Source organism: Echinicola vietnamensis DSM 17526 (genome assembly GCF_000325705.1).
Taxonomy (GTDB): Bacteria; Bacteroidota; Bacteroidia; order Cytophagales; family Cyclobacteriaceae; genus Echinicola; species Echinicola vietnamensis.
The window spans coordinates 727,141-753,381 of the sequence record NC_019904.1 but is presented as its reverse complement, the minus strand read 5'-3'; the positions used below and the strand labels follow the sequence as shown (position 1 = coordinate 753,381).

The 26,241-nt window shown below is 45.3% G+C and carries 26 protein-coding genes; 21 read left to right on the top strand and 5 right to left on the bottom strand.

What is annotated here, in order from left to right:
• The first annotated feature begins 90 nt into the window (after positions 1-90).
• From rnr to ECHVI_RS03230, 4 genes are all read left to right on the top strand, one after another.
• The gene (gene rnr / locus ECHVI_RS03245) at positions 91-2,265 is read left to right on the top strand and encodes a ribonuclease R (RefSeq protein ID WP_015264512.1); all 2,175 of its coding nucleotides are present in this window, start codon (positions 91-93) and stop codon (positions 2,263-2,265) included.
• Entirely contained in the window at positions 2,252-3,244 is a 993-nt protein-coding gene (locus ECHVI_RS03240) for a polyprenyl synthetase family protein (protein ID WP_015264511.1), read from the top strand. Before rnr ends, ECHVI_RS03240 begins: the two co-directional genes overlap by 14 nt.
• Before the next feature lie 42 nt (positions 3,245-3,286).
• Positions 3,287-3,916 carry a rhomboid family intramembrane serine protease gene (locus tag ECHVI_RS03235; RefSeq protein WP_015264510.1) on the top strand — a complete coding sequence of 210 codons (630 nt, stop codon included), beginning with the start codon at positions 3,287-3,289 and terminating at the stop codon, positions 3,914-3,916.
• Positions 3,917-4,330: 414 nt separating this feature from the next.
• A complete protein-coding gene (locus ECHVI_RS03230; protein WP_015264509.1) occupies positions 4,331-5,563 on the top strand; it encodes an IS4 family transposase in 1,233 nt (410 codons plus the stop codon).
• Positions 5,564-5,609: 46 nt separating this feature from the next.
• On the opposite strand, the gene ECHVI_RS03225 is transcribed toward ECHVI_RS03230, so the two are convergent.
• The 4 genes from ECHVI_RS03225 to ECHVI_RS03210 all read right to left on the bottom strand — a co-directional run bounded on the left by ECHVI_RS03225 (position 5,610) and on the right by ECHVI_RS03210 (position 8,859).
• The gene (locus ECHVI_RS03225) at positions 5,610-6,242 is read right to left on the bottom strand and encodes a class I SAM-dependent methyltransferase (RefSeq protein ID WP_083891953.1); all 633 of its coding nucleotides are present in this window, start codon (positions 6,240-6,242) and stop codon (positions 5,610-5,612) included.
• A gap of 170 nt (positions 6,243-6,412) precedes the next feature.
• Positions 6,413-7,126, bottom strand: a complete 714-nt coding sequence (locus ECHVI_RS03220) for an SAM-dependent methyltransferase (protein WP_015264507.1) — start codon at positions 7,124-7,126, stop codon at positions 6,413-6,415.
• A 143-nt stretch (positions 7,127-7,269) separates the two neighbouring features.
• The gene (locus ECHVI_RS03215; RefSeq protein WP_015264506.1) at positions 7,270-8,031 is read right to left on the bottom strand and encodes an alpha/beta fold hydrolase; all 762 of its coding nucleotides are present in this window, start codon (positions 8,029-8,031) and stop codon (positions 7,270-7,272) included.
• A 102-nt stretch (positions 8,032-8,133) separates the two neighbouring features.
• Positions 8,134-8,859, bottom strand: coding sequence for a pyridoxine 5'-phosphate synthase (locus tag ECHVI_RS03210; protein ID WP_015264505.1), 726 nt, complete (start codon positions 8,857-8,859; stop codon positions 8,134-8,136).
• A gap of 64 nt (positions 8,860-8,923) precedes the next feature.
• Here ECHVI_RS03210 and ECHVI_RS03205 point away from each other — a divergent pair, with 64 nt between their 5' ends.
• The 17 genes from ECHVI_RS03205 to ECHVI_RS03120 all read left to right on the top strand — a co-directional run bounded on the left by ECHVI_RS03205 (position 8,924) and on the right by ECHVI_RS03120 (position 25,209).
• Positions 8,924-9,370, top strand: a complete 447-nt coding sequence (locus ECHVI_RS03205; RefSeq protein WP_015264504.1) for a GatB/YqeY domain-containing protein — start codon at positions 8,924-8,926, stop codon at positions 9,368-9,370.
• 279 nt (positions 9,371-9,649) lie between these two features.
• Positions 9,650-10,195: a CvpA family protein gene (locus ECHVI_RS03195; protein WP_015264503.1), complete on the top strand. Its 546-nt coding sequence runs from the start codon at positions 9,650-9,652 to the stop codon at positions 10,193-10,195.
• Entirely contained in the window at positions 10,179-10,769 is a 591-nt protein-coding gene (locus tag ECHVI_RS03190) for an anthranilate synthase component II (protein WP_015264502.1), read from the top strand. The genes ECHVI_RS03195 and ECHVI_RS03190 overlap by 17 nt, the downstream gene beginning before the upstream one ends.
• A gap of 215 nt (positions 10,770-10,984) precedes the next feature.
• Positions 10,985-11,650, top strand: coding sequence for a CBS domain-containing protein (locus ECHVI_RS03185; protein WP_015264501.1), 666 nt, complete (start codon positions 10,985-10,987; stop codon positions 11,648-11,650).
• Between the two features lie 10 nt (positions 11,651-11,660).
• Entirely contained in the window at positions 11,661-12,536 is an 876-nt protein-coding gene (locus ECHVI_RS03180) for an NAD kinase (RefSeq protein WP_015264500.1), read from the top strand.
• Between the two features lie 122 nt (positions 12,537-12,658).
• On the top strand, positions 12,659-13,402 hold the full coding sequence (porG, locus tag ECHVI_RS03175; protein ID WP_157501634.1) for a type IX secretion system protein PorG: 744 nt from the start codon (positions 12,659-12,661) through the stop codon (positions 13,400-13,402).
• 82 nt (positions 13,403-13,484) lie between these two features.
• Positions 13,485-14,222 (top strand): undecaprenyl pyrophosphate synthase, encoded by a 738-nt coding sequence (locus ECHVI_RS03170; protein WP_015264498.1) that lies wholly within the window; start codon positions 13,485-13,487, stop codon positions 14,220-14,222.
• 5 nt (positions 14,223-14,227) lie between these two features.
• On the top strand, positions 14,228-16,942 hold the full coding sequence (locus tag ECHVI_RS03165) for a BamA/OMP85 family outer membrane protein (RefSeq protein WP_015264497.1): 2,715 nt from the start codon (positions 14,228-14,230) through the stop codon (positions 16,940-16,942).
• 3 nt (positions 16,943-16,945) lie between these two features.
• Positions 16,946-17,494 (top strand): OmpH/Skp family outer membrane protein, encoded by a 549-nt coding sequence (locus tag ECHVI_RS03160; protein ID WP_015264496.1) that lies wholly within the window; start codon positions 16,946-16,948, stop codon positions 17,492-17,494.
• Positions 17,495-17,631: 137 nt separating this feature from the next.
• Positions 17,632-18,192, top strand: coding sequence for an OmpH/Skp family outer membrane protein (locus ECHVI_RS03155; RefSeq protein WP_015264495.1), 561 nt, complete (start codon positions 17,632-17,634; stop codon positions 18,190-18,192).
• Between the two features lie 518 nt (positions 18,193-18,710).
• Positions 18,711-19,016, top strand: coding sequence for a thioredoxin (trxA, locus tag ECHVI_RS03150; protein WP_015264494.1), 306 nt, complete (start codon positions 18,711-18,713; stop codon positions 19,014-19,016).
• 280 nt (positions 19,017-19,296) lie between these two features.
• Positions 19,297-20,355 (top strand): IS110 family RNA-guided transposase, encoded by a 1,059-nt coding sequence (locus ECHVI_RS03145; protein WP_015264493.1) that lies wholly within the window; start codon positions 19,297-19,299, stop codon positions 20,353-20,355.
• A 326-nt stretch (positions 20,356-20,681) separates the two neighbouring features.
• Positions 20,682-21,188 carry a DUF4168 domain-containing protein gene (locus tag ECHVI_RS03140; protein WP_015264492.1) on the top strand — a complete coding sequence of 169 codons (507 nt, stop codon included), beginning with the start codon at positions 20,682-20,684 and terminating at the stop codon, positions 21,186-21,188.
• A 476-nt stretch (positions 21,189-21,664) separates the two neighbouring features.
• Positions 21,665-22,708: a ferrochelatase gene (hemH, locus tag ECHVI_RS03135; RefSeq protein WP_015264491.1), complete on the top strand. Its 1,044-nt coding sequence runs from the start codon at positions 21,665-21,667 to the stop codon at positions 22,706-22,708.
• Positions 22,709-22,889: 181 nt separating this feature from the next.
• A complete protein-coding gene (locus tag ECHVI_RS03130; RefSeq protein WP_015264490.1) occupies positions 22,890-24,068 on the top strand; it encodes a CynX/NimT family MFS transporter in 1,179 nt (392 codons plus the stop codon).
• A gap of 22 nt (positions 24,069-24,090) precedes the next feature.
• Positions 24,091-24,693, top strand: coding sequence for a DUF2179 domain-containing protein (locus ECHVI_RS03125; protein ID WP_015264489.1), 603 nt, complete (start codon positions 24,091-24,093; stop codon positions 24,691-24,693).
• A 6-nt stretch (positions 24,694-24,699) separates the two neighbouring features.
• Positions 24,700-25,209: a hypothetical protein gene (locus ECHVI_RS03120; RefSeq protein WP_015264488.1), complete on the top strand. Its 510-nt coding sequence runs from the start codon at positions 24,700-24,702 to the stop codon at positions 25,207-25,209.
• 62 nt (positions 25,210-25,271) lie between these two features.
• On the opposite strand, the gene ECHVI_RS03115 is transcribed toward ECHVI_RS03120, so the two are convergent.
• Positions 25,272-26,201 (bottom strand): 1-aminocyclopropane-1-carboxylate deaminase/D-cysteine desulfhydrase, encoded by a 930-nt coding sequence (locus tag ECHVI_RS03115; RefSeq protein ID WP_015264487.1) that lies wholly within the window; start codon positions 26,199-26,201, stop codon positions 25,272-25,274.
• Positions 26,202-26,241: the final 40 nt, after the last annotated feature.

Genomic DNA, 26,241 nt, shown 5'->3' with positions numbered 1-26,241 from the left:
CTAACCAAACGGTGCGATAGCAGCACGACATTTGGTACAAAAAGAGATTAAAAGCAGGAAAAATCCTGCCAAAGAAAACAAAAAATTTTTATGAGCAAAAGACCAAGAAAACAACGAAAAGGCAAGGGCAAGGCAGATAAAATCAATAATGCTGCCCAGCTTGCCGAACGGATCCTCCATTTTTTGGATAGCCACTATGGTGAGGAATATTCGCTAAAACAGATTATTAGAAAATTGAACATTCGGGACAAGATCACCAAGGGCAGTGTGGAGCCGGTTTTACATAAACTTGTGGCGGCCGGCAGTGTTTCAAAAAATCCCAGAAATCATTTTTCATCTACCAAAACCCCTGATTTCATTGAAGGGACGGTGGATTTTGTCAATCCGCGATTTGCCTTTATCGTGCCCGATAAAAAAGGAGAAGGAGAAGAGGATATTTTAGTGAAGGCACGCGATTTGAAAAATGCCTTGGACGATGACAAGGTCCGTGTGATGGTCAATCCACCAAAGCATGCTGGCCAAAAGAGAGAGGGCAGGGTGCTGGAAGTCGTCAAGCGTGCGAGAGAGGAGTTTGTTGGCCGTGTAGAGATCTCACCGCGCTTTGCCTTTGTGGTGTCCGATTTCAAAAAGATGCACCATGACATTTTTATCCGCAAATCAGACCTAAACGGCGCGGAGCACAATCAAAAAGTGGTGGTGAAAATTACTGAGTGGAGGGACGAAGACAAGAACCCTACCGGCAAGGTATTACAAGTGCTCGGCGAGGCAGGCGAGCATGAGGTGGAGATTCATTCCATCATGGCCGAGTTTGGGTTGCCTTTCGAATATCCAGATGAAATCGTACAAGAGGCAGAAGCCATTTCCGATAAAATATCCAAATCAGACATCAAGTCCAGAAAAGATTTCAGGGGAGTGACCACGTTTACCATCGACCCGGCGGATGCCAAGGATTTTGATGATGCGATTTCGTACCAGCGCCTTCCCAACGGCAACATCGAAATGGGCGTGCACATTGCCGACGTGACCCATTATGTGAAACCCAATACCCCGCTGGAGAAGGAAGCCTATGACCGGGCCACTTCTGTCTACCTGGTGGATCGGACCATTCCGATGCTGCCCGAGCGACTGAGCAATGGACTTTGCTCGCTTCGGCCCCATGAGGATAAGCTGACGTTTTCCTGTGTGTTTGAGTTGGATGAAGACGGGCAGGTGCTGAAACATTGGATCGGCCGGACGATTATCCATTCGGACAGAAGGTTTGCCTATGAGGAAGCCCAAGAAAATATAGACCAGCAGGAAGGGGACTTCTATTCAGAACTGACCCTGCTGAATAACCTGGCCAAGAAGATCCGCAAGCGCAGGTTCCAGCAGGGAGCCATCAATTTCGAAACGGTGGAGGTGAAGTTTAAGCTGGATGATAAGGGGACACCACTTGGCCTAATGGTAAAAGAGCGGAAGGATATCCATAAGATGATCGAGGAGTTTATGCTTTTGGCCAATAAGGCTGTGGCGGAATTTGTGTTTAATAAAAACAAGGGTGATGATACCTTTGTTTACCGGATACATGACCACCCGGACTTGGAACGGTTGGAGACTTTTGCGAACTTCGCCAAAAAATTTGGCCATGAGGTTTCCATTACCGAGGCCACTAGGGTCTCGGCCACGCTGAACAAGCTCATGGGGGAAATCGAAGGAAAGCCGGAACAAAACCTGCTGGAGCAGCTGGCGATTCGGAGCATGGCCAAGGCACGCTATACCACCGAGCCAAAAGGGCACTTTGGGTTGGCATTTAAGCACTATACGCATTTTACTTCCCCGATCAGGCGGTATCCGGATATGATGGTGCATCGCTTACTGCAGCACTACCTGGATGGCGGGAAATCAGCTGATAAGGAAGCTTGGGAAGATAAATGTATCCACTCCAGCGAACGGGAAAAACGGGCAGCAGATGCCGAAAGGGCCTCCATTAAGTACAAGCAGGTAGAGTATATGGCCTTGGCAGAGGATAAAGCCTATGATGGCATTATCTCAGGAGTGACCGAGTGGGGGATTTTTGTGGAAATCACCGAGACCAAATGCGAGGGAATGATCAGGCTGCAGGATTTGGAGGATGATTATTATGAGTTTGATGAGAAAAACATGCGCCTCATTGGGGCCAAAAATAAAAAAATGATCACCTTGGGCGACCAAGTGAGGGTCCGTGTGGTTAATACGGATATTGACAGAAGAACTATAGATTTGGAATTTGCAGATGACAACGACTAAAACCAACCTCAGCCAAGCGCTGGTGGAACAGCTGGAAAAGCACATTGGGACGTACACTTTTGGGAACGATCCCCAGGAGCTGTATGATCCCATTGCTTATATCATGAGCCTTGGCGGGAAACGCATCCGGCCACTTTTGACCCTGCTGGCTTACTCCCTTTACCGGGATGATTATGAAAAGGTGCTTACCCCAGCGGCTGCGGTGGAGGTCTTTCATAACTTTACCTTGGTCCATGATGATATTATGGATGAGGCACCCTTGCGAAGGGGAAAGACTACCGTGCATAAAAAGTGGGATACCAATACCGCTATTCTTTCGGGTGATGTGATGCTGGTAAAGGTCTACGATATGTTGTTGCATGTTCCAGAGGATAAGTTGGCCGTATGCCTGAGGCTATTTAACCGGACGGCTACTGAAGTGTGTGAAGGACAACAGCACGATATGAATTTTGAGCGTCGTGATCATGTTTCGGAAGCCGAATATTTGGAGATGATCCGGCAGAAAACGGCTGTTTTGCTGGGGTTTGCCTTGCAATATGGCGCCATTCTGGGGGGCGCTTCCCAAGAAGATGCCCAGCACCTGTATGAATTTGGAGTGAACGTGGGCATTGGTTTTCAGCTAAAGGATGATTTGCTGGATGTGTATGCTGATAAGGCTAAATTTGGCAAACAGGTAGGGGGTGATATTCTGGCCAATAAAAAGACGTTTCTGCTGATCAAAGCCCGTGAGCTGGCGACAGGTGAACAACAGGAAGCATTGGAGTCTTGGCTGGCCAAGGAGGATTTTGACAAGGCCACGAAGGTGGAAAAGGTCACTGCTATTTACGACAGTTTGGGTATCAAACAGTTGACAGAGGCCAAGATGGAAAGTTATTTCGATCAGGGCTTTTCACAACTCAGCACTTTAAAAGTCAATAAACCGGAAGTGCTGACAGCCCTTAAGGCATTGACCCAAAACCTGATTGACCGGGAAAAATAGACCCGGTAATTTTATTACTTTCCTGAAAAATCCCCATTGTAAATGCAATTATCCGCCACTGTTCTGATCATTATCATTACCGCTTTAAGCTCCTTTTATGCTTGGAAGCATTATGCATTTCTGTCCAGAAGCATGTTTAATCCCTATCAGGTAAATCAAAAAGGACAGTACGACCGTTTTGTACTTTCGGGCTTTATCCATAAAGACGGGATGCACCTGCTGTTTAACATGATTACGTTTTATTTCTTTGGCAGGCTGGTGGAGCAATATTTGACCTATCGTTTTGGTGGAATGACAGGTGTCGTGGTCTTTGTGCTGTTTTACTTGGCGGCCATTGTGATTGCAGACATCCCGACGTTTCTAAAGCATAAAAATAATCCGCATTATCAGGCCTTAGGAGCCTCTGGCGGCACGGCAGCTGCGGTCTTTGCCAGCATTATCCTGATGCCAATGGCCGATATCTGCTTATTTGGATTGCTTTGTCTTCCAGGGTTTATATTGGGCATTCTGTTCCTAGGTTATTCGGCCGTCAAAAGCAAGCAGGGAAATGACAGCATCAATCACGATGCCCATCTTTATGGCGCTTTATTTGGGATTGTATTTATTTTGGTATTGTCTCCTGAGAGTGCCGTGCACTTTATCGATCAAGTGAAGAATTTTAGCCTTTTCTAAGTGAAAGGAAGGCAAGAGTGGGGAATTAAATGCACAAGTCGGAAGACTTTTGGAAGTGTTGGTAGGAGTCTTCAGACTCCTACCAACTCCTACCAAACCGGATGAAGACTCCTTCCAACAAAAGCGTCTGAAGATTCCTGCCGAAAGCTTTGGAACAGCTTTAGCGAAATGCACTTGATGGCAATCCGCGCTATTTGAAGGCGACAAAAGAGGCAAAGCAAAGGTGCTTGTGCAAAATTTCCACTGATCGAAATCCTACTTTCCTGAGCAGCTCTGTTTGGTAGAGGGTGCTTCTGGGAGAATCTTCCTTTTCAATCATTGGTGTCCGGTAAAAAATAAATGAAAGAGGGCCAGTCCATTGCTGAACCAGCCCATTGTGGCTACTTTTGAGTTACGACACAAAAAAGTTAAGCCATGGGCAAAAGTAGTAATTTTAGCGGACAGCCGATATTCAATCAGTTAATAAAGTTCATTGACAAGGGGGAGGTAAGGGAGATAGCCCGCAGGCATAATGCGGAGCGTTATGTGAAGAAGTTCACGACTTATAACCACTTGATAGTAATGCTGTTTGTAGCATTTGAGGGCTATCATTCCATTCGTGAGACACTTGTCGGTTTGTTGGCCAATGCCCATAGATTGGCCCATTTGGGTCTGAACTATGTGGTAAGGCGGAGTACGTTATCAGAAGCCAACAAACGACGTGTGAGCGATGTGTTCGCCGATATATACATGAGTGTGTACCAAAGGCATGGTGACAGTTTAACGGACAGCCGGTTGAAGGATGCTGATATGAAGAGGCTCTATATTATGGATTCTACCACCATTAGTCTGTTCAAGGATATTCTCAAGGGAGTAGGCAGGAACCCTAAAACGGGCAAAAAGAAAGGAGGTATTAAGGCCCACACCATCATCAGGGCGAGTGACCATGTTCCTTATCTTGTCCGTTACAGTGCGGCTGTCCGACATGACCATACCTTCCTGGATGAGGTTTTCAACCTGCCCGGGGGCTCTATCATCACTTTTGATAAGGGATATGTGGATTATGGAAAATATGAGGTCCTGACCGAAAGCGGGATATGGTATGTGACCAGGTTAAAAGACAATGCTGTCTATCAGGCCCGAAAGGAGTTTAATATTCCTGATCAGGCAGATTCCGGAGTACTCAAGGATGAAGAAATCATCTTACGATATGGCAAGAACAAGCAACAGGAGCACCGTTCCAGGAGAATAGCCTATTGGGACAGCAAAAGTGAACGCCTGTTTGAGTTCATTACCAATAATTTTGAGATGGCAGCAGAGAAGATAGCACTCATCTATAAAAGACGCTGGCAGATAGAGCTATTATTCAAACAGCTTAAGCAGAACTTCCCTTTAAAGTACTTCTTGGGCGACAATGAAAATGCCATAGAAATACAGATATGGTCGGCCATGTTGGCCAATCTCCTTTTGACCTTGATCAAAAGCCAGGTCAAAAGGAAATGGGCTTTCTCCAACTTGGTATCCCTGGTCAGACAGCAATTAATGAATTATATCAGCTTGTATAGGTTCCTGGAGGATCCGGAAGGAAGCTGGAGAGCCATCATACAAGAAGATATTTTGAAAAATCAAAACACACTGTTCCCTGAGATGAGGGGGGCTTGCTCCTGACAAAAACCAAGTAACCGCTTTATAATCAGTAGGTTGAGAATTGAATTTAACTAATATCCGGGTTTACCGGACAACAATGCTTTTCAATATAATCAAACACATGATCGCGGTAATTTTCGTCCTTCAGATGGGTCAAGAACTGTCCGTATTTCTGTCGGTACAGTAAATCCTGGATTTTCGGATCATCATGGGCCACCAAATCAAATACCCATAGGCTGCCCCCTGGTTTCAATAGGCGAAAGAGTTTTTCAAAAGCTGATTTCCAATCTTCGTCATCCCTTAGGTGATGCAATACCGCCGTGGCAATGATGACTTCAAATGATTTTTCCGGTAAGGGGAGGTTCCTGAAATCTCCTTTCACGGTCGTTACTTCGCCCTCCGTGAGGGGTGTAGTTCGCTCTTTTGCCCGATCCAGCATGGGTTGGCTAAGATCTGCCAACGTGACATTGGTGGGGGCAAGGACCTTGGATAGGAGCTTGACCGAGAAATTGCCGGCGCCACAGCCGATGTCCAATAATTGGGTCAAATTAGGATACAGCTGGGCGATGCCGTCTGTGATCAATTCCATGTTGAACAAGGCGTCTACAGTGGAGGATTGTCCGGTTTCTATATTGGAGAAACGGTCCACATCGCTGTCAAACCTTTTTTCAATTTCTGCTATAGTGGATTTTTTGGTCATGGTAATTGGGGGTAAAATGAGGGTGTTTACGGTGGATTGAAGAAAAGGTCTTACTTTTTTTGGCAAGGCCTCTCGCTTTAGGGTGTTTAATGGATAAGAAGTACTTGATGGCGCGAACCAGCCAGGAACTGTATGTATTCAAGCTTTATAACATTCCAGCCTTGAATTCCTCAATAGTTCGTGTCCAGCACAAACACCGTAGGAATTTTGTGGAGGTCTATTTTGACCTTCCTCCATTCTGCTATGGTTTTGGTTTGGATAAACTCGTCCTTGGCGGTTAAGTTTTTGGCGATGCAGAGTTTGGTGTTTGGGTGAAGGTGTGTTTTGAGGTCTTCCAGCAGGTGGTTATTGCGGAAGGGCGTTTCCATAAAAAGCTGCGTCCGGCGAAATTGCGTGGATTCGTTTTCCAAGCTTTTAATGGCTTGAACGCGGCTTTTTTTGTCAATGGGAAGGTAGCCGTGAAAGGCAAACGACTGGCCGTTAAAGCCAGCGCCCATCAGGGCCAAAAACATCGATGAAGGGCCGGAAAGGGGCACCACCTGAATGTTCTTTTGATGGGCAAAAGCCACCGCCACCGCTCCTGGATCTGCAATGCCTGGACACCCTGCTTCCGATATGATGCCCATGTCGTGGCCTTCAAAGATCGGTTTTAGCAGTTCTGGCAGCTGTGCGGCCTTTGTCTTTTTATCCAGCACCTCAAAATGCAATGCTTCGATGGTGAGGCCAAGCCGTAGGCTGGAAATATAGCGGCGGGCCGTCCGGAGATTTTCAGCCAAATAATAGGAGGTTTGGCTGATCACTTCTTTGACTTGTGGGCTGATGATTTCTTGGCCCGTGCCGTCTGCCAATATGTTCGGAATCAAATAGAGCTTTCCTTTTTTCATGATCGATTTTTCACGGTGGTGCTTTCAGGTTAAGGAGCGGTGCTGTCTACTGTTTGAAATAGAGCACTTCAAGATGGTAGGCTGGCCTTGAGTGACCGAAGCCGCGACATGCTAATTTTTTTATGCATTTAGAAAGTTATGGCTTACCCCAAAAAAGCCTTGATCGTCTCTACGACAGCATCAGGCTGTTCGGCATGAAGCCAATGGCCAGCATTTTTGATGGTTATCAGCTTATATTCTGGGAAATATTTTTCTAAGTCTTCCTTGTCCTTTTCTTGGATATAGTCAGAATTGGCCCCCCGCATAAAGAGCGTCGGCCCCGCATAGGATTTGTCGCTCTCGATTTCAGCGCCGACGTTATCAATTTTTTCGGTAATGACGGGGAGGTTGATTTTCCAGACGAATTTTCGGTTTTCATCCCGCCCCAGGCTTTTCATCAGAAATTGCCTTATCCCCATTTCAGGGATATGCTCCGCAAGGGTTTCGTCGGCTTCTTTTCTGGAGGCTAAATGATCCATGTCGATGGCATTCAGTCCGGCAAGGATGTTTTCGTGATGGGGAGGGTAATATCGTGGTGCAATGTCTGCAATGATGAGCTTTTGGACTTTATTGGGGTACTTTAGAGCAAAGTTCATGGCCGTCTTTCCACCCATGGAGTGCCCCATGATATACGCAGCTTCCAAGCCTTGGGAAGTCATAAAAGCTGCCAGGTCATCCACCATGCTTTTATAACTCCACTCTTCACTGTGGGGGGAATCGCCGTGGTTCCGCTGATCCACCAAGTACATGGTGTAATCCTCTTCCAGTTCTTTGGCGATGCTCAGCCAGTTGTCTGCCGAACCAAAAAGTCCATGCAGAATGATCAGTGGTTTGCCTTGGCCTACTTTTTTATAGTTTAGTTTCATGCTGTAGCGTTTTGTTCAATTGTTTTACTGATGAGCGGAAGCCTAAGGTTACGGCGTATCGGGGTACCGCCACGCTTGTTGCTTTTCGCGACTCAATACGAATTATCCTTCATCCATTTCCAACTGCCTTCTATACAGTTGGATGGTGTTCTCCAAACCGTAATAAAGGGCGTCACAGATCAGGGCATGGCCGATGGATACTTCATCCAAGAAGGGAATGTTTTCCTTCAGAAAGCGAAGGTTGTCCAGGTCGAGGTCATGTCCAGCATTTAGGCCAAGGCCCAATGAGCTGGCCATTTTGGCCACTTCCACATACGGTTTGACAGCCTCCTGCTTGTTTTTGTGAAAGTTACTGGCATAGGGTTCGGTATACAATTCCACTCGGTCGGTGCCTGTAAGTTTGGCCGGTTCGAAGTATTTTTTATCCGGATTAATGAATATAGAGGTGCGGGTTCCATATTCATGTAATTCCGCGATGATGTCTTTCAACTCTTCCTGATGGGCAATGGTGTCCCATCCGGTGTTCGAGGTGAGCACATGAGGCGGATCCGGGACGAGGGTCGCCTGTGCGGGCCTGGCCAAGCGAATAATTTCCATGAATCGTTTGTCAGGATAACCTTCTATGTTAAATTCGGTGGTGACCACGTCCTTAAGCTTCATGACATCATCATATCGGATATGTCTCTCGTCCGGGCGAGGATGCACCGTGATGCCTTGAGCGCCGAATTTTTCAGCATCCAAGGCGACCTGGACCACATCTGGATTGTTGCCACCGCGGGCATTCCTGATGGTGGCAATCTTGTTAATATTTACGCTGAGTTTGGTCATTTTATTAAATTATGCTCTAATTTTGTTTCAAAATTACACCTTAAATCACATAAACATAAAGATAATGAGTTTAAAGCAAAGTATAGAAGCTGAGATCAAGAACGCCATGCGCTCCAAGGACAAAGACCGTTTGCGTGCCTTGCGGTCCATCAAGTCTATGATTATGTTGGAAGAGACCAAGGGATCGGAAAAAGGCATGACCGAAGATGAGGAGATCAAGCTACTGACCAAAGCGGCCAAGCAACGAAGGGATTCCCTGGAGATTTATGAGCAGCAGGGTCGGGAAGATCTGGCTGCCACCGAGCAATCTGAACTTGACATTATCAATGAATTTTTACCTAAGCAGCTGAGCGAAGAAGAACTTGAAGGTGAATTAAAAGCCATTATCACTGAAGTAGGCGCCGAAGGGCCAAAAGACATGGGCAAGGTGATGGGCGTGGCGACCAAAAAACTGGCCGGAAAGGCAGACGGGAAAATGATCTCGCAGAAAGTAAAGCAATTGCTTTCTTAATAGGCTGGGCCAAAGCAGCAAGAGGTTTGTGCGGGGTGGTTGCCCTAGCATCGTAAAGGATGGGGATCCTTGGATAGCCTTTGGTGACTTTCCTCAGGCCCCCATAGGTGTTCCCGATTCCTTTACTGAGCATGTCAAAAGGGCAAGTCAGGGGCTTATGAGAAGTGATTGGACGATCCCTGCATCGGGTAAACGGCCGCTGCTGCTTCCAAGAAAGCCAATCATACTGGATCAGGAAGGAATCACGCCTTACCCATAAATAGTTAACCATACCAATAGTTGAACACGATAGACATTGTTATACTGATTTTATTGGCCATAGGGGCTTATAGCGGCTATCGGCAAGGCCTTTTTATTGGCATTTTGTCGATAGTGGCCTTTATCATCGGGCTTGTCTTTGCTTTTAAGTTTATGCACTGGGGGGCAGAACTCTTGGCCACACGGGTGGAGAGCCTGACCTTTATGTTGCCTTTCATCTCCTTTTTGATCATATTTTTGTTGGTGACGATCACGATTCGGATTTTGGCCTTATTGGTGAAGAAAACGTTGGACCTGACCATTTTGGGTACCTTTGATAATTTTGCTGGAGCTATCCTGGGCTTGCTGAAGTGGGGCTTTATGCTCAGCCTGTTGATTTGGGCGGCAAAGTCCTTTGGGATAGAAATGCCCCGTGAAAAGCTGGAGGAAAGTTACCTTTTTACGGTCATCGAACCATTTGCTGCTATTGTCATTGATATGGTCGGGGTCATTACACCAGCCATTCAGGATGCCGTAGGACGAATCAATGAGTTGGTAGAAAAATCTCAGGATGCTGTTGCTAATTGATAATTTTGATTCCTTTTCCCATATCTTGGCGGATTACTTTAGGCAGGCAGGCTTCGACCTGCATATTGTCAGGAACGATACGCCATTGGCGGTTTTGATGGAAGGAAAATATGAGGGACTTGTACTTTCTCCAGGGCCGGAAACTCCTGCAAAGGCGGGAAATCTTCAGGAGATTTTTGAATACTTTCATGACAAGTTGCCCGTACTGGGGGTGTGTCTGGGGCATCAATGCATTGGAACCTTTTTTGGTGCCAAGTTGGTAACGGGAGCACGTCCGGTTCATGGCAAAGTGTACTCCGTGACCAAGCGCTTGGACCACCCCATGCTGAACGGGCTGCCGGAGCGATTTTTGGTGACACGCTACCATTCCCTGGAACTTAAGGATTTGCCGGATTGCCTTCAGCCACTGCTTTATACCGAGCAGGGAGCGTTAATGGCCATGGTACACCAGACACTTCCGATTGTCGGCATCCAATATCACCCCGAAGCGTACCTAAGTGAATATGGCCTGCAGGTAATTCAGAATTGGGGCAAGTGTTATGTGCGGGACGGGCAGTCTCGGAATGAGGGCTGAAGAGTGTGCTACCTATAAATGGGTTTGTTTTTTTGCTTTTAATGTATTTGCCTGTTGGGGACTTCCGGTTTGGTTTATTTTTCCTAGGATAAGTGCTTAAAACGCTGGGATTGGAAAATTGACCTATAAGTCATGAAAAATAAAATTTCCCTCATTGGACGCGGGATGTGCTTTTTGCGTTTTAATAAATGAATACTATTTAATATCTTTAAAATATGCAGGCGTACGAATTCATCAACAACATGATTCCCCCATTAAAACTCACAGACAAGGCAAAGATGGCTTTGTCATGGATGGAAGAAATCCGTACGGATGTATTGCCTGTGGTGGAAGCGGGGATTTTCAGGGGCTTGGTCACAGATGAAATGATCTATAACATCAACAAAGAAGATATTCCCGTGGCAGATGTTCCACTGGAGTCAGAGGGGTGCTTTGTGCTGAAGGACAAGCATATCTATGACGTGCTCCGTGTCGCTTCCGAGTTTCAAAGCAATATGGTGGCCGTAGTAGATCATGAAAATATTTATCATGGTGTGGTCACGCTGGAAGATGCCATAGCAGCTTTTGCCGATACGCTGTCGATCCAAGCCCAGGGAGGGGTGTTGGTGTTGTCGATGTTCATGACAGATTACAGTCTGTACGAAATTGCCCGGGTCATAGAATCAGAAAATGCCAAGGTGTTGAGCAGTTTTTTGACCAGTGACCCTTTGGATGAGAGCAAAATAAAGGTGGTGCTAAAAGTCGATAAAACAGAGCTTCGCCATATCAAGGCCACCTTGGAGCGGTTTGGGTACAAGGTGATCGATCATTATCAGGAAGAAATGGATGAAAACAAAGAACAAGACCGTCTGGATAACCTGATGAGATTTTTAAATATCTAATAGGAAACAAATGAAGATAACCATTCATGGTATAAGTTTTCAAAAGGAATTTGTGCCATATATAGAGAAGTTGATAGCGGTGCTGCATGGTCATGGAACCGATTTATTTCTCACTGAAACCTTTTCAAAATACTTAAAGAAATCCGGGGCAAAAGCTACCGGATTCACTGTGTTGGGCGAAAGGAAGGAGTTGGCAGGGATGGACTTTGTCATTTCGGTAGGCGGTGACGGGACATTGCTGGATACGGTGTCCTTGGTGGGCGAGTATGAAGTGCCCATTGTAGGGATCAATACCGGTAGGATGGGATTTTTGGCGACCATTGCCAAGGAAGATGTGGAGAAAGCGGTGCAGGTACTCTTTGACGGTGATTTTACCATTCAGGACAGGATACTGATAAACCTGGAAGCCGATCAAAAGCTGTTTAATGGGGTGCCCTATGGCCTGAATGAGTTTACCATCCACAAGCGGGATACTTCTTCCATGATCATCGTACACACGTACATCGATGGAGAATACCTGAACAGCTACTGGGCAGACGGCCTGATCGTCGCGACTCCCACCGGTTCTACGGGCTATTCCCTGAGTTGTGGAGGGCCGTTAATATCCCCTTCAGCCAAGAACTTTGTCATTACACCGGTAAGTCCGCACAACCTGAATGTGAGGCCTATGATTGTTTCGGACGAAAGTGAAATAACTTTTTCCATTGAAGGAAGAAGTAAGAAATTTTTGATATCATTGGACTCTCGGTCCACGGCGGTGGATGCCTCGGTAAAGCTAAAGGTCAAGCGAGAGAAATTCGTGGCCAGGTTGGTTAAGTTCCACGATTACAGTTTCTTCGACACCTTGCGTAAGAAGCTGAATTGGGGCTTTGATATGCGAAATTAGTTTTAACATAAATTAACCCCCTGAATACTGAGGAGGGTTTTTTATTCGTTGAGTACTTTATAAATTGCAGCGTCTTGAAAAAAGTCAATTTTCAGTTTTTGTGTTGTTCCCTTCTGATTTTGATGTTAATGTCAATTTCAGTGAGGCGTGGATATGCGCAAAAGACCAGTGAATATGGCATAGGCTTGGGAGTGGCGACGTATTCCGGAGATATTATCCGACGACTGGATCCTTCCCAGATTGGACTTCAAGGCACGTTGTTTGGCAGACGAAAATTTGACAATGTTTGGAGTTTACGGTATGGCATTGCCCTGGCCGGATTAAACGCCGCGGACAGTGTACGACCGTTGGATGCTATGGCTCAAGCTCGAAACGCATATTTCAAGGGCTTGCTGGTGGAAGGACATGTGATGATGGAATACCATTTTCTCGATTACTTGGCACCACATTCTCCTGTGCGATATTCTCCCTACGCGTTCTTTGGGATTGGGTACACGATGTTCTTTGGCGAAGGACAGGCCTATCAAGGGGAAATTCATCCGCAGGATGATGGGGATTATTCCTTGTCCACCCCGGTGATCCCTTTTGGTTTGGGCGTCAAGTACCAACTGAAGGAGCGGTTGTTTCTTTCGGTAGAGTTTGGCTTTAGGCCCACCCTCTCAGACTTTTTGGACAAGATCGAGTCGAGTGAGACCAATTTGCCACGGTTTCCACCTGACCCAAATGCCCCCCTTCCAGATGATCCGGATGCATATCCTTTGCCTTATGGATTGAATTATGGAAACAAGGCGGACAAGGACTGGTATTATTTTTTAGGTGTGACGCTAAGTTACTCCTTCCACAAGATCGAATGCTTTAATTATTAATTAATTGGCATCGGGGATAGAATATTAAAAAAGAAATAGCATTTTTGTACCTCCAAAAAATTTAAGCTCGGACAAAACTGGAATGAAGGAAGCGATAGACAAGGAAAGGATTCCCAAGCACATTGCTGTAATCATGGATGGTAACGGTCGATGGGCGCAGGGCAAAGGAGCCAAGCGTGTCTTTGGCCATAGAAATGCCATTACAGCCGTGCGTGAGACCATTACTGGGGCGAATGATTTGGGCGTAGCGTATTTGACGCTTTATACATTTTCCACGGAAAACTGGTCCAGGCCAAAACTCGAGGTCAAGGCCATTATGGAGCTGCTGGTAAAAACCCTTACCGATCAAGTGCCCAATCTGATGAAGGATAATGTAAAGCTTACCCTGATCGGGGACATGGGCATGTTGCCACCCAGAAGCAGGGCCAAGCTTAGCGAAGCCATCGAGGAAACTTCCCGAAATACCGGACTTACCCTCATCTTGGCCCTGAGCTATAGTGGAAGATGGGAAATTACCAATACCGTAAAAGACATTGCCAAAAAAGTAGCTGACAATGAAATTGATGTAGAAGAGATCACAGAAGATATGATCACCTCTCACCTGCTGACCAAAGATTATCCCGATCCGGAACTCCTGATCAGGACCAGTGGGGAGTTGAGGATCAGTAATTTTCTGCTTTGGCAATTGGCCTATACTGAACTGTATTTTACAGAGGTATTATGGCCGGACTTTAGAAAAGAGCACCTGCTGGAAGCTGTTGCGGATTACCAACGTAGGGAAAGACGCTTTGGCAAAACAGGTGCCCAGATAAAATCATGAGATTAATGAATAGAAGCTTACTTGTAATATGCTTATTCCTCCCGGTGTTTATCGGGATTACCGGTGTCACGCAGGCCCAGATCAGACTGGGGCAAAGTCGTTACTCCCAACAGAAACCGATCGATATTCTGGAGCTGAACTATGCACAGCCAAAGCAATATAAAATAGCAGAAATCAAAGCAGTAGGCCTTTCCACCCTTGATGAAACGGCTATTGTTTCCTTGTCTGGATTAAAGGTCGGTGATGAGATCAGTGTACCGGGAGATGCGATCTCAAATGCACTAAAAAAGCTCTGGCAGCAAGGCATTATCGGAGATGTGAAAATCTTGGTCACCAAGATAGAAGGAGATGAAATTTACCTGTTGATGGACTTGACCGAGCGGCCAAGGTTCAGCATTGTGGAATTTACCGGGGTGACCTCTACCCAAGAAAGCGAACTGCGCGACAAAGTACAGATCCGAGGTCGTGTGGTACGAGAGGATGTATTGAATTCCTCCAAAAGAAAAATCACCAATTATTTTGTAGAAAAAGGTTACCTGAATACCGAGGTAAAAATCATACAGGAAAGGGATACTTCTTTTCCAAACAGTGTAAAGCTGCGTTTTGACGTGGACAAAAAATCCAAGGTCAAAATCAACGAAATTGCCATTACCGGAAACGAGGAAATTGCGGATGGTAAGCTTAAAAAGAAGATGAAGAAAACCAACGAGCATGCGCGTGTGTGGATCTTCAAAGACATCTTCGAGCGGCTAAAAAATGCCGATGCTGAACATATAGGCAATAGCATCGCCCGTCGAAATCCAGTGACCGATGAAGAGGTCAAAACCTATATTAATAAAAATTTCAAGCTGAATTTCTTCAGCAGCTCCAAATTCAATAAGAAGGAATACCGAAACGATAAAGACAATATCATCAACTTCTATCAGACCAAAGGTTTCCGGGATGCGGAAATCTTAGTCGATTCGGTATATAACTTTGATGAGCGTACGGTCAATATCGACATTGACTTGGAAGAAGGAAGAAAATATTATTATAGAGATATATCCTTTACCGGTAACTATATCCATGATGATGCGGAGTTGTTGGCAAAACTGGGGATCAAGTCAGGAGACACCTATAATAAAGAGCTATTGGACAAGCGACTGAACTATGACCCTACCAAGGGAGATGATATCAGTTCATTGTACCAGGATGATGGCTACTTGTTTTTCCAGATTGATCCTGTGGAAGTAAATGTAGCCGCAGATAGCATTGATATCGAAATGCGGATCTTCGAAGGCCCTCAGGTGACCGTGAACAGTGTTTCCATCGAAGGGAACGAGCGGACTTCTGACCACGTGGTCATGCGTGAAATCAGGATCCTTCCCGGACAGAAATTTGATCGGTCTTTATTGGTAAGAACGATTCGGGAACTTTCGCAGATTGGATATTTCGATCCAGAAACAATCAATCCTGACTTAAGACCAAACTTTGAGGACGCTACAGTAGACATTGTCTTCCAGCTGGAAGAGCGGCCAAATGACCAGATCGAGCTTTCTGGTGGTTGGGGTGGTTTCTATGGTTTTGTGGGTACCGTAGGATTGGTGTTTAACAACTTCTCTGTGCGCAATATTGGGGATTTCTCCAAGTGGCGACCACTTCCGGTGGGGGATGGCCAGAAGCTGAGCCTAAGGGTACAGGCCAATGGTAAAAGTTTCCAGAACTATAGCTTTTCCTTTACCGAACCTTGGTTTGGTGGCAAGAAACCCAATGCGCTTAGCGTAAGTCTTAATCACTCTGTTCAGCGGAGAATTGATATCTATAATCAGTCCAATTTTGGTGATGAGCTTGGCTTCTTTAAGATTACTGGGATTACCGTTGGACTGGCGAAGCGGGTAACCTGGCCGGATGATTACTTCAGCATCAGTAACTCCTTGCAGTACCAAGTGTATGAGTTTGACCAATATGGAACCAGCTTTGGGTTGAGCTTCCCTACGGGAAAGCTGAAAAGTTTTGTGTTTAATACCACGGTGTCAAGATCCAATGTGGACAGTCCGATTTATCCAAGAATGGGGTCCAATATTTCCTTGGGCGTAAACTTTACGCCTCCTTATGCCTCATTGAACAAGAATATTACGGAAGATTCCCCTGATCAAGAGAAATATAGATGGCTGGAATATCATAAATGGATGTTTGATGCCAAATTTTATACGCCTATATTTGGCTCCAATAAATTTGTGGTCAGTGCCAGGACGCACATGGGCTTCCTAGGTTCTTATAGCAAGAAAGTTGGGATGATCCCAGTAGAGCGCTTTGTTATGGGGGGTGACGGCATGACCTTTAATAACTTCTCGCTCGGCCAAGATATTATTGGTCTGAGGGGGTATGAAAATCAGGTGTTGACGCCCGGTTATTACTCAAGAGGAACACCAGGGAATGATGAGCCTTTTGGCGGTATCGTCTATAATAAATACGTGATGGAGTTGCGATACTTGGTGTCGCCCAATCCGTCAGCGACCATCTTCCTGTTAGGCTTTGCCGAAGCGGGTAATAACTGGGGTGATTATGCGGAATTTAACCCGTATGATCTGAAGAAATCTGCTGGATTTGGTGCGAGGATCTTTATGCCGGCCTTTGGCCTGCTGGGCATCGATTGGGGGTATGGCTTTGATGCAGCCCCAGGTACTTACCAACCAAGTGGAGGGATGTTCCACTTTACAATTGGTCAACAATTCAGGTAAAACATGTTAAAGTGTCTTAAAATAGTATTTTTTCTGTTGATGCTCGCTTCTGCGGCACAAGCCCAGAAAATAGGGTTTGTGGACTCGGAATACATCCTAAATAAGCATCCGGACTACAAAATCGTCCAGGAAGAGCTTAAGAAGCAGGCAGCAGCATGGAAAAAAGAGGCACAGAATTTGGAGAATAAGATCAAGGAAATGTACAGTGCCCTGAAAGCAGAAGAAGTCTTGCTGACCGAGGACATGTACAAAGAGCGAATGGAGGCTATTCGGCAGAAGGAAAAGGCCGCCAGTAATTATAATACGAGGGTTTTTGGCATAAACGGTGAATACTATCAAAAGCAAGATGAACTGATGAAGCCGCTACAGTCCAAGATCTTTGATGCCATCGACAGGGTGTCCAAAAGGAATGGTATTGCCATTATGTTTGATAAGGCTGCCGATCTGTCCATGATCTATACCGATCCGGTGCATGATTATTCGGATTTTGTGATTGAGGAGCTTGGCATTGATGAAAGTTTGGAAACAGAAGAAGCCAAGCAAGACCAATGAGTCACGGACTGGGATGATGAATCGTTCGAGATTCCATGCCAGCAAGCTGAAATGCTGCACTGTGGCAGGTAGGCATGTGGCCCTTGAAGGAAAAATATAAACACGTGAAAACAAATAACTTAATTAAACAACAGATTATGAAAGTGAGAATTATCTTATCAGCCGTTGCTTTATTTTGTTTGAGCTTTGTGGCAAAAGCCCAGCAAGATATCAAAATTGGCTATACGAATGTGGAGGTACTGATGAGCCTGATGCCGGAGATGCAACAGATCGACGCCGACATGCAGGATTATGGCAAGCAATTGCAAACCAACGTACAGACGAAAACCCAAAACTTCCAAAGGGAGGTACAGTCATATCAGCAAGCGATGCAAACCATGACTGAAGAAGCAAGAGCTACCAAAGAGCAGGAACTCACTAAAATGAGAGACGAAGTAGCCAAATACGAGCAAGATGCGCAAGTGTCTTACCAAAGAAAACTGAGCGAATTGCTAGAGCCGGTACAGACCAAAGTATTCAATGCTATCAACGCAGTAGCTGCTGAGCATAACTATACGCATATCTTCTCGGAGACTGCCGGACAATCTCCCGTATTGCTTTACACCAAAGAAGCAGACAAGTTCACGGAATTGGTAGCCACTAAATTGGGCATCGAGCTTCCTGAGCAAATGCCTGAAAATGCTGACCTTCCTCAGTAAGCAGTAAAGACATTAGAAACAAAGAGCCCGGTTTTTCCGGGCTTTTTTTGTTTAAAGAAAAGAAGGCCACAAAGTCACCAAGTCACGAAGATGTTGTTTTTGGGGCCAAGTGGAAAAGTTGGGGGGAATAGCCTATTTCGATGGGTAAATATGTTCTACGCTACCTTTGGTTGCTATTTGGCCACGGAAGAACACTGATAAACACAGATAGGATGCTTAAGGCGTTGCATATCCGTATTCAAATCTTTTATCAGTAGCTTATTACATGACTTAGCAGTTTACGATGCCCATGCCTTTAGCGATGAAGAGGACTTTTCGGCAAAGGTTGGATTCATCCAATTCATAGATGAAATAGCATCCTTTTAAATAAAGCTGCCCTTAGAAATATTGCTTGATCCTGTTTTTGGCTGAGGTTTTAGGGTTTGGTGTCCAGTAAAAAAAGCTTAGTGCCTTCGGGTCTTAGTGGCAGCAATATTAAGCGACTTGTTAAATTGTAGATTTCATTAAAGATTTTAATTATGGCAAAGAAGAAATTCAAAGATATCATCCAGCAATCCGATGTTCCGGTGTTGGTGGACTTTTATGCCGATTGGTGTGGGCCTTGCCAGACGATGTCGCCTGTACTGGAGGAAGTGGTTAAGGAGTTGGATGGTAAGGTCAAGATGTTGAAAATAAATATCGATAAAAACCAGCAGGCAGCCTACCATTTTGCGGTAAGGTCGATTCCACATTTTATCCTGTTCAAGCGCGGAAAGATTCTCTGGAGAAAGGGTGGTTTGATGACCAAGCGGGAGCTTTTGCAGCAACTTAAGGGGTTCGTTTAAGATCCAGATCACTGTCCTTAGTGTCTTCGCGCCTCCTATGTTTGAATAATCTCCTAAATTTAAAGGAAAAAGTGGTGAGAGATGGGAGCGAATTTGCGCCTAAATAGCCATCACAGGTATATTCTCGCTAAGATATTGCCCCATCTCTTTCTTTCTCTTAGAGTTTAAACAGAATGTAAGGCATATCGTCATTTACCCGATATAGCAACAATAACCAAACTGGAGAAAAGACGGAGAGAGACATCCACTTGTTTAGTGTTAACCTTTTTCTCTTTTAACTATGAATGTACTAAAGCAAGTAATTGGAATTGATGTCGCCATGGGGGAATTGGTCTGCAATTTCAGCCTTCTAACTGATGAGCTCAAAATCAAGCTGAACTCCTGTGAGGTATTTAAAAACAAGCCAACCGGTTTTGTCAAATTACTCAAATGGGCTGAAAAACATAAGACTGCTGAGGGGGAGATCCTTTTTGTAATGGAAGCTACAGGTGTCTACCACGAAAAGCTTGCCCATTGGCTCCATGGCCAATCAAGAAAAGTGGCAATTGTGCTTCCCAATAAAATCAGCAATTATAGCAAGACACTTGATGTCAAGACCGTTACCGATAAAACTGCTGCTGAAGCGATAGCACGTTTTGGCCTGGAAAGACACCTTGAAACCTGGCTGCCCCCCAAACAGCTATTCAGGGAAATCAAACAGCTCACAAGGGAAAGAGAGCAGATCGTCGCCGAAAGGGTGGTGATCAAAAACCAGCTGCACGCAGAGAAGGTCCAGGCATTTCCAAACAAAAACTCGATTAAAAGACTGAATTCCAGGTTGAGATTGCTCAATAAACAGGAAGCCGAGATAAAAACCGAGATCAGACAGCTTATAAATCAAGATCAAAAAGTGAAACAGGATGTGGCCAATATGACCTCGATCCCAGGTGTTGGCGAACTTACCGCTGCCATAGTGTTGGCAGAAACCAACGGCTTTGAGCTGATCAAAAACAAAAGGCAATTAGCAAGTTATGCCGGTTTTGATGTAAAGGAAAAACAGTCTGGAATATCGGTAAAAGGCAAGCCCAAAATATCAAAAAAAGGAAACAGGTATCTCAGAAAAGCCGTGCATCTACCGGCCCTGTCAGCAGTGAAACACTGTGAACAATACAAAAACACCTATGCAAGATTAGTGGGCAGACATGGAATAAAAATGAAAGCTTTGGTTGCTGTCCAGAGAAAAATACTCGAACTAATGTATATCCTTTACAAAACCGAAACAGTTTTTGATCCGGATTATGAAGAAAAAAGAAAGGCCCCGCAAAACATCGCAGGACCTTTTGAATCTAGCTTAAGCTGATTTATATCCAAAGATAAAAAAATAAACTGTTTCTTGACATTTAACACAGAATCTTAGTGGCCAAAAAGTTGGGGTGCCACAAAGTCACCAAGGCACGAAGTTGTTGTTGGCTAAGGTTTGAAGGTTTGGTGTCCATTTAAAAAAGCTTAGCACTTTCGCGTCTTTATGTCAAAACCCTAATGATGAGGTTCTTATTCAGATAAAATGAAAACTTTGTATTATTTTACTTTTTTAGGATAATTTAACATCTCAATTTTCGTTTTTATGGCAAAGGGGAGAAATTTTTGTACCTTAAAACAATGCATAAAATGATAAACCAACCAATTATGATTAATTTGAATGAAATGAAAAAGGTAAGCTTATTTACAGCAATGATGCTACTGTTGGGCTTTGGACTGCATGCACAGCAGATTGCACCACAAGCTCCACAGAATGCTGCAAAGGCATCAGATTTTACCGATGAAGAATATGATAAATTTGTCAATATCAATGCGGAGCTGATACCCGTCCAGCAGGAAGTGCAAGGAAAAATGATGGATGCAATTAAGGCAGAGGGCTTGGATGTGCAACGCTTCCAAGAACTGATGCAGGCTCAGCAAACGGGCAAATTGACAGATGCATCGGATGATCCTGAAGAGATTGGGAAGTTTAATAAAGCCGGCCAAAAGGTGATGGAAATCCAAAAGGAAGTACAGACCAAGGCACAGGGACTCATCAAGGAAAACGAACTATCTGTGCAGAAATTCCAGCAAATGTCCATGGCTTATAACCAAAGCCAGGAAGTTCGCGCCAAAGTGGATACTTTGATCAGCGAAAAAATGGAGCAGCAATAATTCATTACGTGTTTATTTATTATAGATTGATAGAGCATCCGCTTAGCGGGTGCTTTTTTTGTTTCCAAGAAAAGAGTAAGTAACCTGCGCTCGATTTATCATCAATTTAAATGCATCATTGCCCATTTTTTAAGAAAAAGGTGGGGCCATCTGTGGGGGATCAGTCATCCATATCGAATACAGCCTTTGTCCATGACCAAAACGGAAATGATCAACAGCCACCCTTACAGGCTACTTTTAAGCGCATACTTGATCCCGCTGTCTAAGGGCTAGCAGCTGTGGCCTAATATTACCTGTCATTGAGCCCGTCTATGGGCAGTTGGATTTATCCATTGGTATTTTGAAACAATAGGTTGTACTTTTGGTTTGCTTAAATGAGCATTTAATCTGAAGTGGTATTTGGTGATGGATATGGGATGGCGTGCAATCCTTTTCCCTGCCGAAAACCGTATATTCGTGTAAAGAGACAATATCCAATGAGTAAACAGGCAAAAACTGGAGTATTACTGGTAAACTTAGGAACGCCGGACAGCACGGCAGTACCACATGTTAGGAAATATCTACGGGAATTTTTAATGGACGGAAGGGTCATCGATATTCCTTTTTTGTCGCGTTGGCTATTGGTAAACTGCATCATCGCGCCGTTCAGGGCCCCTAAATCAGCAGCAGAATACAGGAAATTATGGACCGATCGGGGTTCTCCCTTGCTGTATCATACCGAGGATTTAAAAGATAAACTTATCGGGAAGTTAGATGGAGAACAGTATCAGGTAGAAATGGCCATGCGGTACCAGTCGCCCAGTATCGAGCAGGGGTTGGCAGCATTGCAGAAAGGCCGCGTCAAAAAGATTATTGTCATTCCTTTATTTCCGCAATATGCTTCCGCCACCAACGGTTCCGTAATCGAAAAAGTCATGGAAGTCGTGAAGGAGTGGCAGGTGATTCCTGCGATCAGTTTTGTGCCTAAATTCGTAGATCATCCGCTCTATTTGCAGGCCTGGAAGGATATAGCAGCAGATTTTATTCAGAAAGAGGAATATGATGCGTACTTGTTTTCTTATCATGGCATTCCAGAAAGACAAATACACAAAGCTTCTTGTGAAGGGTATTGTCAGTTGAATGATAAATGCTGTGCCCGCCAGACACCTTCCAATCAATACTGCTATAGAGCCCAGTGTTTTTACAATACCCGTTTGCTGACAGAAAAACTTGGATTGCCCAGCGATAAAGTCCATACGGCATTTCAGTCCCGGCTTGGCAAAGATCCCTGGATCCAACCGTACACGGAAGACACCATTCGGCAATTGGCCCAAAATGGAGCTAAGAAGGTCTTGGCCTTTTCTCCCGCTTTTGTGGCGGATTGCTTGGAAACCACAGTGGAAGTAGGGGAAGAATATAAAGAAGTCTTTGAGGAAGAAGGAGGTCAGCAATGGGATTTGGTGCCATGCCTGAATGCACATGACACCTGGGTGGAGTGTGTAAAGGCATTGGTGATGGAGCAAGATGGTGCACGGGAGTGAGGTATGTATCCACTGCGGTCGGGCTCAGGTGAATTTCAGGTTTTTTCACGTATTCTAGAGTATAAAGTGAGGCCCGTGATTCATTTTCAACTTTCATGATTGAAAAAAATCTGCTCAGGTAGCATTTTTTTAACCTTCCAATGGTTGTAGGTAGTTCTTAAATGCTGAAATTTGTAGGCCAATGAAAAAGACAGCTCCAACCAAGGGTTTATCTGAAGGATTGCTGATTACTGGAATCATTTTGGTTTCCTTTTGCTTAAGACCTTCGATCACATCTGTAGGACCACTGATCCCCATGATTCGTGAAGACCTCGGTCTTTCCAATGCTTGGGCAGGTTTCCTGACGACATTGCCGCTGCTCTCATTTGCCACATTTTCCTTATTTTCTTCCGCCATCGGGGCACGTCTTGGCAATGTAAGGGCGATTCTGCTCGGGTTGTTCCTCATCGCCTTTGGGATATATATTCGGGTTCAGGGAGGAGCTTTTTTATTGTATTTTGGTACGGCAGTATCCGGGATAGGCATTGTGATTTGCAATGTACTGCTCATCCCATTGATCAAAGTAAAACTTCCGCATAAGATAGGCATTATGACCAGCTCCTACACCACGGGAATGTCGGCTTTTGCGGCAGTAGGCACGGGGCTTAGTGTACCGCTGGCCGTGGGAATGGGGCTGGGCTGGAGAGGTTCCCTGCTTGCTTGGGTGGCACTGGTGGCGTTGGCGATCGTGATCTGGCTGCCTCAAGTTAAGCCCAATAAGGTGAAAGGCCCCGACGAGGGACTCACCGGCGGGAAAAATGTTTGGAAATCGAAGCTTGCTTGGCAAGTCAGCATTTTTATGGGCATACAATCTACCATGTTTTATACCTTGATCGCTTGGTTGCCTGATTTGCTGATCAATAAAGGGTTTTCGGCCGGACAAGCAGGATTAATGATGAGTTTGATGCAGGTGGTCGGCCTTATCGGATCTTTTACGGCACCCTTGGTAGCGGTAAAATATGCCACTCAAGTGAAAATTTCGTTTGGGATGGGCATGATCTATTTTATCGGGTTTATCGGATTGTTTTTTGATCATAGTTGGGTGATTTATATTGCGTTGACATTGATCGGGTTTTGCCTCGGGGCAAGCATCAGTTTGGCGTATACTTTGATAGGTTTACGGACAGAAGGCCCCACGACGGCACGGCTTTCGGGAATGGCACAATCTGCAGGATACTACTTAGCGGCGCTGGGACCCTTATTGATCGGGGCCTTGTTTGATTTGTTCGCTAATTATAACCTGCTGATCATTCTAATGGTGATATGTGCGCTATCCTTTGCCTGGCTGGGAACGAAGGTGGGCAGAAATGTAAAAGTTTAAAATCAATCTTAAAAGCGGTATCATGCAAGAATTCTTTAGCGGAATGGGAATGGACGAGGATATGTTTACTTATGTCGTCATGCCCTTGTTGATTTTCTTGGCCCGGGTAGGAGATGTGACCATCAACACGCTTCGGATCATGTTTGTGTTAAACGGCAAAAAAAATGTTGCTCCCATCTTAGGTTTTTTTGAAGCCTTGATATGGTTATTGGCCATAGGCCAGATCTTTCAAAACATCGATAACCCGATGTCCTATTTGGCGTATGCAGGAGGTTTTGGGGCAGGAACTTACATAGGGATGGTCATTGAAGAGAAACTCGCACTGGGCCGTGTGCTGGTCCGGGTCATCACCAAGGAGCCGATGCCCGAGCTGATAGAATACATGAAGGAAAGGGACTTCCGGTTTACCAATGTCGGAGCTGAAGGAAGATACGGCAAAGTGAACTTACTGTTTACCGTCATGAAAAGAGAGAGCCTGAAAGGGTTTATCGGAAAAATCAAGTCCCTAAATGATAAGGCATTTTATACCATTGAGAGTGTCAAGAGGATCAGTGAGGACGATCTTAATGTCATGGAGGACAGGCCTCGATTTACCACCAGGGTGTTTAACCGGGTTAGAAAATAAGCGTTTATGGATATCAGGGCCGAGCTCAAGCGGGGACATTCGAAGGAAATTGCCAATCGCATCGTTGCTTATATTGGAAATGATGCCGGCCGGTTCCGGGAGCTGATGGAGATATTGACCGCAGGACCTTACCGGATCACCCAACGGGCCTCCTGGCCAATGGCCATAGCCGTGGAACAGTATCCTTCCTTGCTGCTGCCCTATTATAAATCCGTGATTTCCCTTCTGGGCAAGCCTGAAATCCTTCCTGGAATCAAACGGAATATCCTTCGGGTATTGCAGTACCAGGAGATTCCTGAGGAGTTTGAAGGAGAGGTGCTGGACAGGACTTTTGCGCTGCTGGAAGATACGGGGCAGCCAGTGGCCATTAGGGTGTTTTCCATGCAGGTGGTGTACAACCTTTCCACAAAGTATCCTGAAATCAAGCCAGAGCTGAAGACCATCATCGAAGCTTCTTTACCGTATGCGAGTGCGGGCTTTAAGAGCCGGGCGGGTAAAATTCTTCCTGTCCTTTAAAAAGATTTTTACATTAGCTGTTCCCACAGAATGTGATCAGTGTTGAAGCTGCGGAGATTATCTTATTCCGTTTCCAGCGTTTCGCCAAAACGTTGGTTGAAGCCTTGTATGCCCTGAAGGCCTCCCGAATGGATCAGCAGGATATGGCTGCCGGGCGGGAAGAAGCTGGATTTAATATTGTCCATGACGCCATAAAATAGCTTTCCGGTGTACACAGGGTCCAAGGGGATGCCTGTAGCTTGCTTGAATTTTTTTATAAACGCAATCAGCTCAGGTTTGTGTTTTGCATATCCGCCAAAATGATAGGTTGAAAATAGTGCATATTGGTTTTGGGAGGGAATTTCGTGTGCTTGGAGAAGATTTGCGATCTCCTGATGGATAAATTCACCCTTCAAGGCGCTAAAGCCAAGGACCTTTTGATGGGGCATGGCGGACTTGATAAGGCCTGCGATAGTCCCGCCAGTGCCTATGCTGCAGCAGATAAAGTCCATTGTTTGATCTTCGTCGGTTAGGATCTCAGCAGTACCTTTGATGGCAAGAGCATTGGTGCCGCCTTCCGGAATAAGGTAAAAGTTGCCAAATTCCTCTTGCAGGCGATCAATGATCTCCTTTTCGTGTTTTTTTCGGTAAGTGGTCCGGTCCATAAAGGACAAGGTCATCCCATTGGCCCTTGCCTGTTTCAGGGTAGGATTTGGCTCCGCGGGGCATTCCCCACGAATGATGCCGATGCTTTTTAGTCCCGCTGCTTCGGCCGAAGCGGCTGTGGCCAAGATATGGTTTGAAAAGGCTCCTCCAAATGTCAATACCGTGGAGTTTCCGGATTGCTTGGCCGCCTCGAGGTTGTATTTAAGTTTGTAGAACTTGTTGCCACTGGCCAAGGGATGGATTTTGTCCAAGCGTTTGACAAAAAGACGGACGCCCATTTCCTTGATTTCAGGCAAAAAGACTTCTTGGGTGATATGGTTTTTTGTTTCCAGCACAGAGATTAGCATCGAATAGATTCAAAATTATCAAAAACTTTGGCAGTAGACC

Coding starts and splice junctions, on each gene's coding strand:
- ECHVI_RS03170 (WP_015264498.1), top strand. CDS start 13,485: ATGAAGGAAGCGATAGACAAGGAAAGGATTCCCAAGCACATTGCTGTA.
- ECHVI_RS03165 (WP_015264497.1), top strand. CDS start 14,228: ATGAATAGAAGCTTACTTGTAATATGCTTATTCCTCCCGGTGTTTATC.
- ECHVI_RS03205 (WP_015264504.1), top strand. CDS start 8,924: ATGAGTTTAAAGCAAAGTATAGAAGCTGAGATCAAGAACGCCATGCGC.
- ECHVI_RS03145 (WP_015264493.1), top strand. CDS start 19,297: ATGAATGTACTAAAGCAAGTAATTGGAATTGATGTCGCCATGGGGGAA.
- ECHVI_RS03215 (WP_015264506.1), bottom strand. CDS start 8,031: ATGAAACTAAACTATAAAAAAGTAGGCCAAGGCAAACCACTGATCATT.
- ECHVI_RS03190 (WP_015264502.1), top strand. CDS start 10,179: ATGCTGTTGCTAATTGATAATTTTGATTCCTTTTCCCATATCTTGGCG.
- ECHVI_RS03120 (WP_015264488.1), top strand. CDS start 24,700: ATGGATATCAGGGCCGAGCTCAAGCGGGGACATTCGAAGGAAATTGCC.
- ECHVI_RS03220 (WP_015264507.1), bottom strand. CDS start 7,126: ATGAAAAAAGGAAAGCTCTATTTGATTCCGAACATATTGGCAGACGGC.
- ECHVI_RS03115 (WP_015264487.1), bottom strand. CDS start 26,201: ATGCTAATCTCTGTGCTGGAAACAAAAAACCATATCACCCAAGAAGTC.
- ECHVI_RS03210 (WP_015264505.1), bottom strand. CDS start 8,859: ATGACCAAACTCAGCGTAAATATTAACAAGATTGCCACCATCAGGAAT.
- ECHVI_RS03125 (WP_015264489.1), top strand. CDS start 24,091: ATGCAAGAATTCTTTAGCGGAATGGGAATGGACGAGGATATGTTTACT.
- ECHVI_RS03160 (WP_015264496.1), top strand. CDS start 16,946: ATGTTAAAGTGTCTTAAAATAGTATTTTTTCTGTTGATGCTCGCTTCT.
- ECHVI_RS03130 (WP_015264490.1), top strand. CDS start 22,890: ATGAAAAAGACAGCTCCAACCAAGGGTTTATCTGAAGGATTGCTGATT.
- trxA (WP_015264494.1), top strand. CDS start 18,711: ATGGCAAAGAAGAAATTCAAAGATATCATCCAGCAATCCGATGTTCCG.
- ECHVI_RS03240 (WP_015264511.1), top strand. CDS start 2,252: ATGACAACGACTAAAACCAACCTCAGCCAAGCGCTGGTGGAACAGCTG.
- porG (WP_157501634.1), top strand. CDS start 12,659: ATGTTAATGTCAATTTCAGTGAGGCGTGGATATGCGCAAAAGACCAGT.
- ECHVI_RS03140 (WP_015264492.1), top strand. CDS start 20,682: ATGATTAATTTGAATGAAATGAAAAAGGTAAGCTTATTTACAGCAATG.
- ECHVI_RS03230 (WP_015264509.1), top strand. CDS start 4,331: ATGGGCAAAAGTAGTAATTTTAGCGGACAGCCGATATTCAATCAGTTA.
- ECHVI_RS03235 (WP_015264510.1), top strand. CDS start 3,287: ATGCAATTATCCGCCACTGTTCTGATCATTATCATTACCGCTTTAAGC.
- hemH (WP_015264491.1), top strand. CDS start 21,665: ATGAGTAAACAGGCAAAAACTGGAGTATTACTGGTAAACTTAGGAACG.
- rnr (WP_015264512.1), top strand. CDS start 91: ATGAGCAAAAGACCAAGAAAACAACGAAAAGGCAAGGGCAAGGCAGAT.
- ECHVI_RS03185 (WP_015264501.1), top strand. CDS start 10,985: ATGCAGGCGTACGAATTCATCAACAACATGATTCCCCCATTAAAACTC.
- ECHVI_RS03155 (WP_015264495.1), top strand. CDS start 17,632: ATGAAAGTGAGAATTATCTTATCAGCCGTTGCTTTATTTTGTTTGAGC.
- ECHVI_RS03225 (WP_083891953.1), bottom strand. CDS start 6,242: ATGACCAAAAAATCCACTATAGCAGAAATTGAAAAAAGGTTTGACAGC.
- ECHVI_RS03180 (WP_015264500.1), top strand. CDS start 11,661: ATGAAGATAACCATTCATGGTATAAGTTTTCAAAAGGAATTTGTGCCA.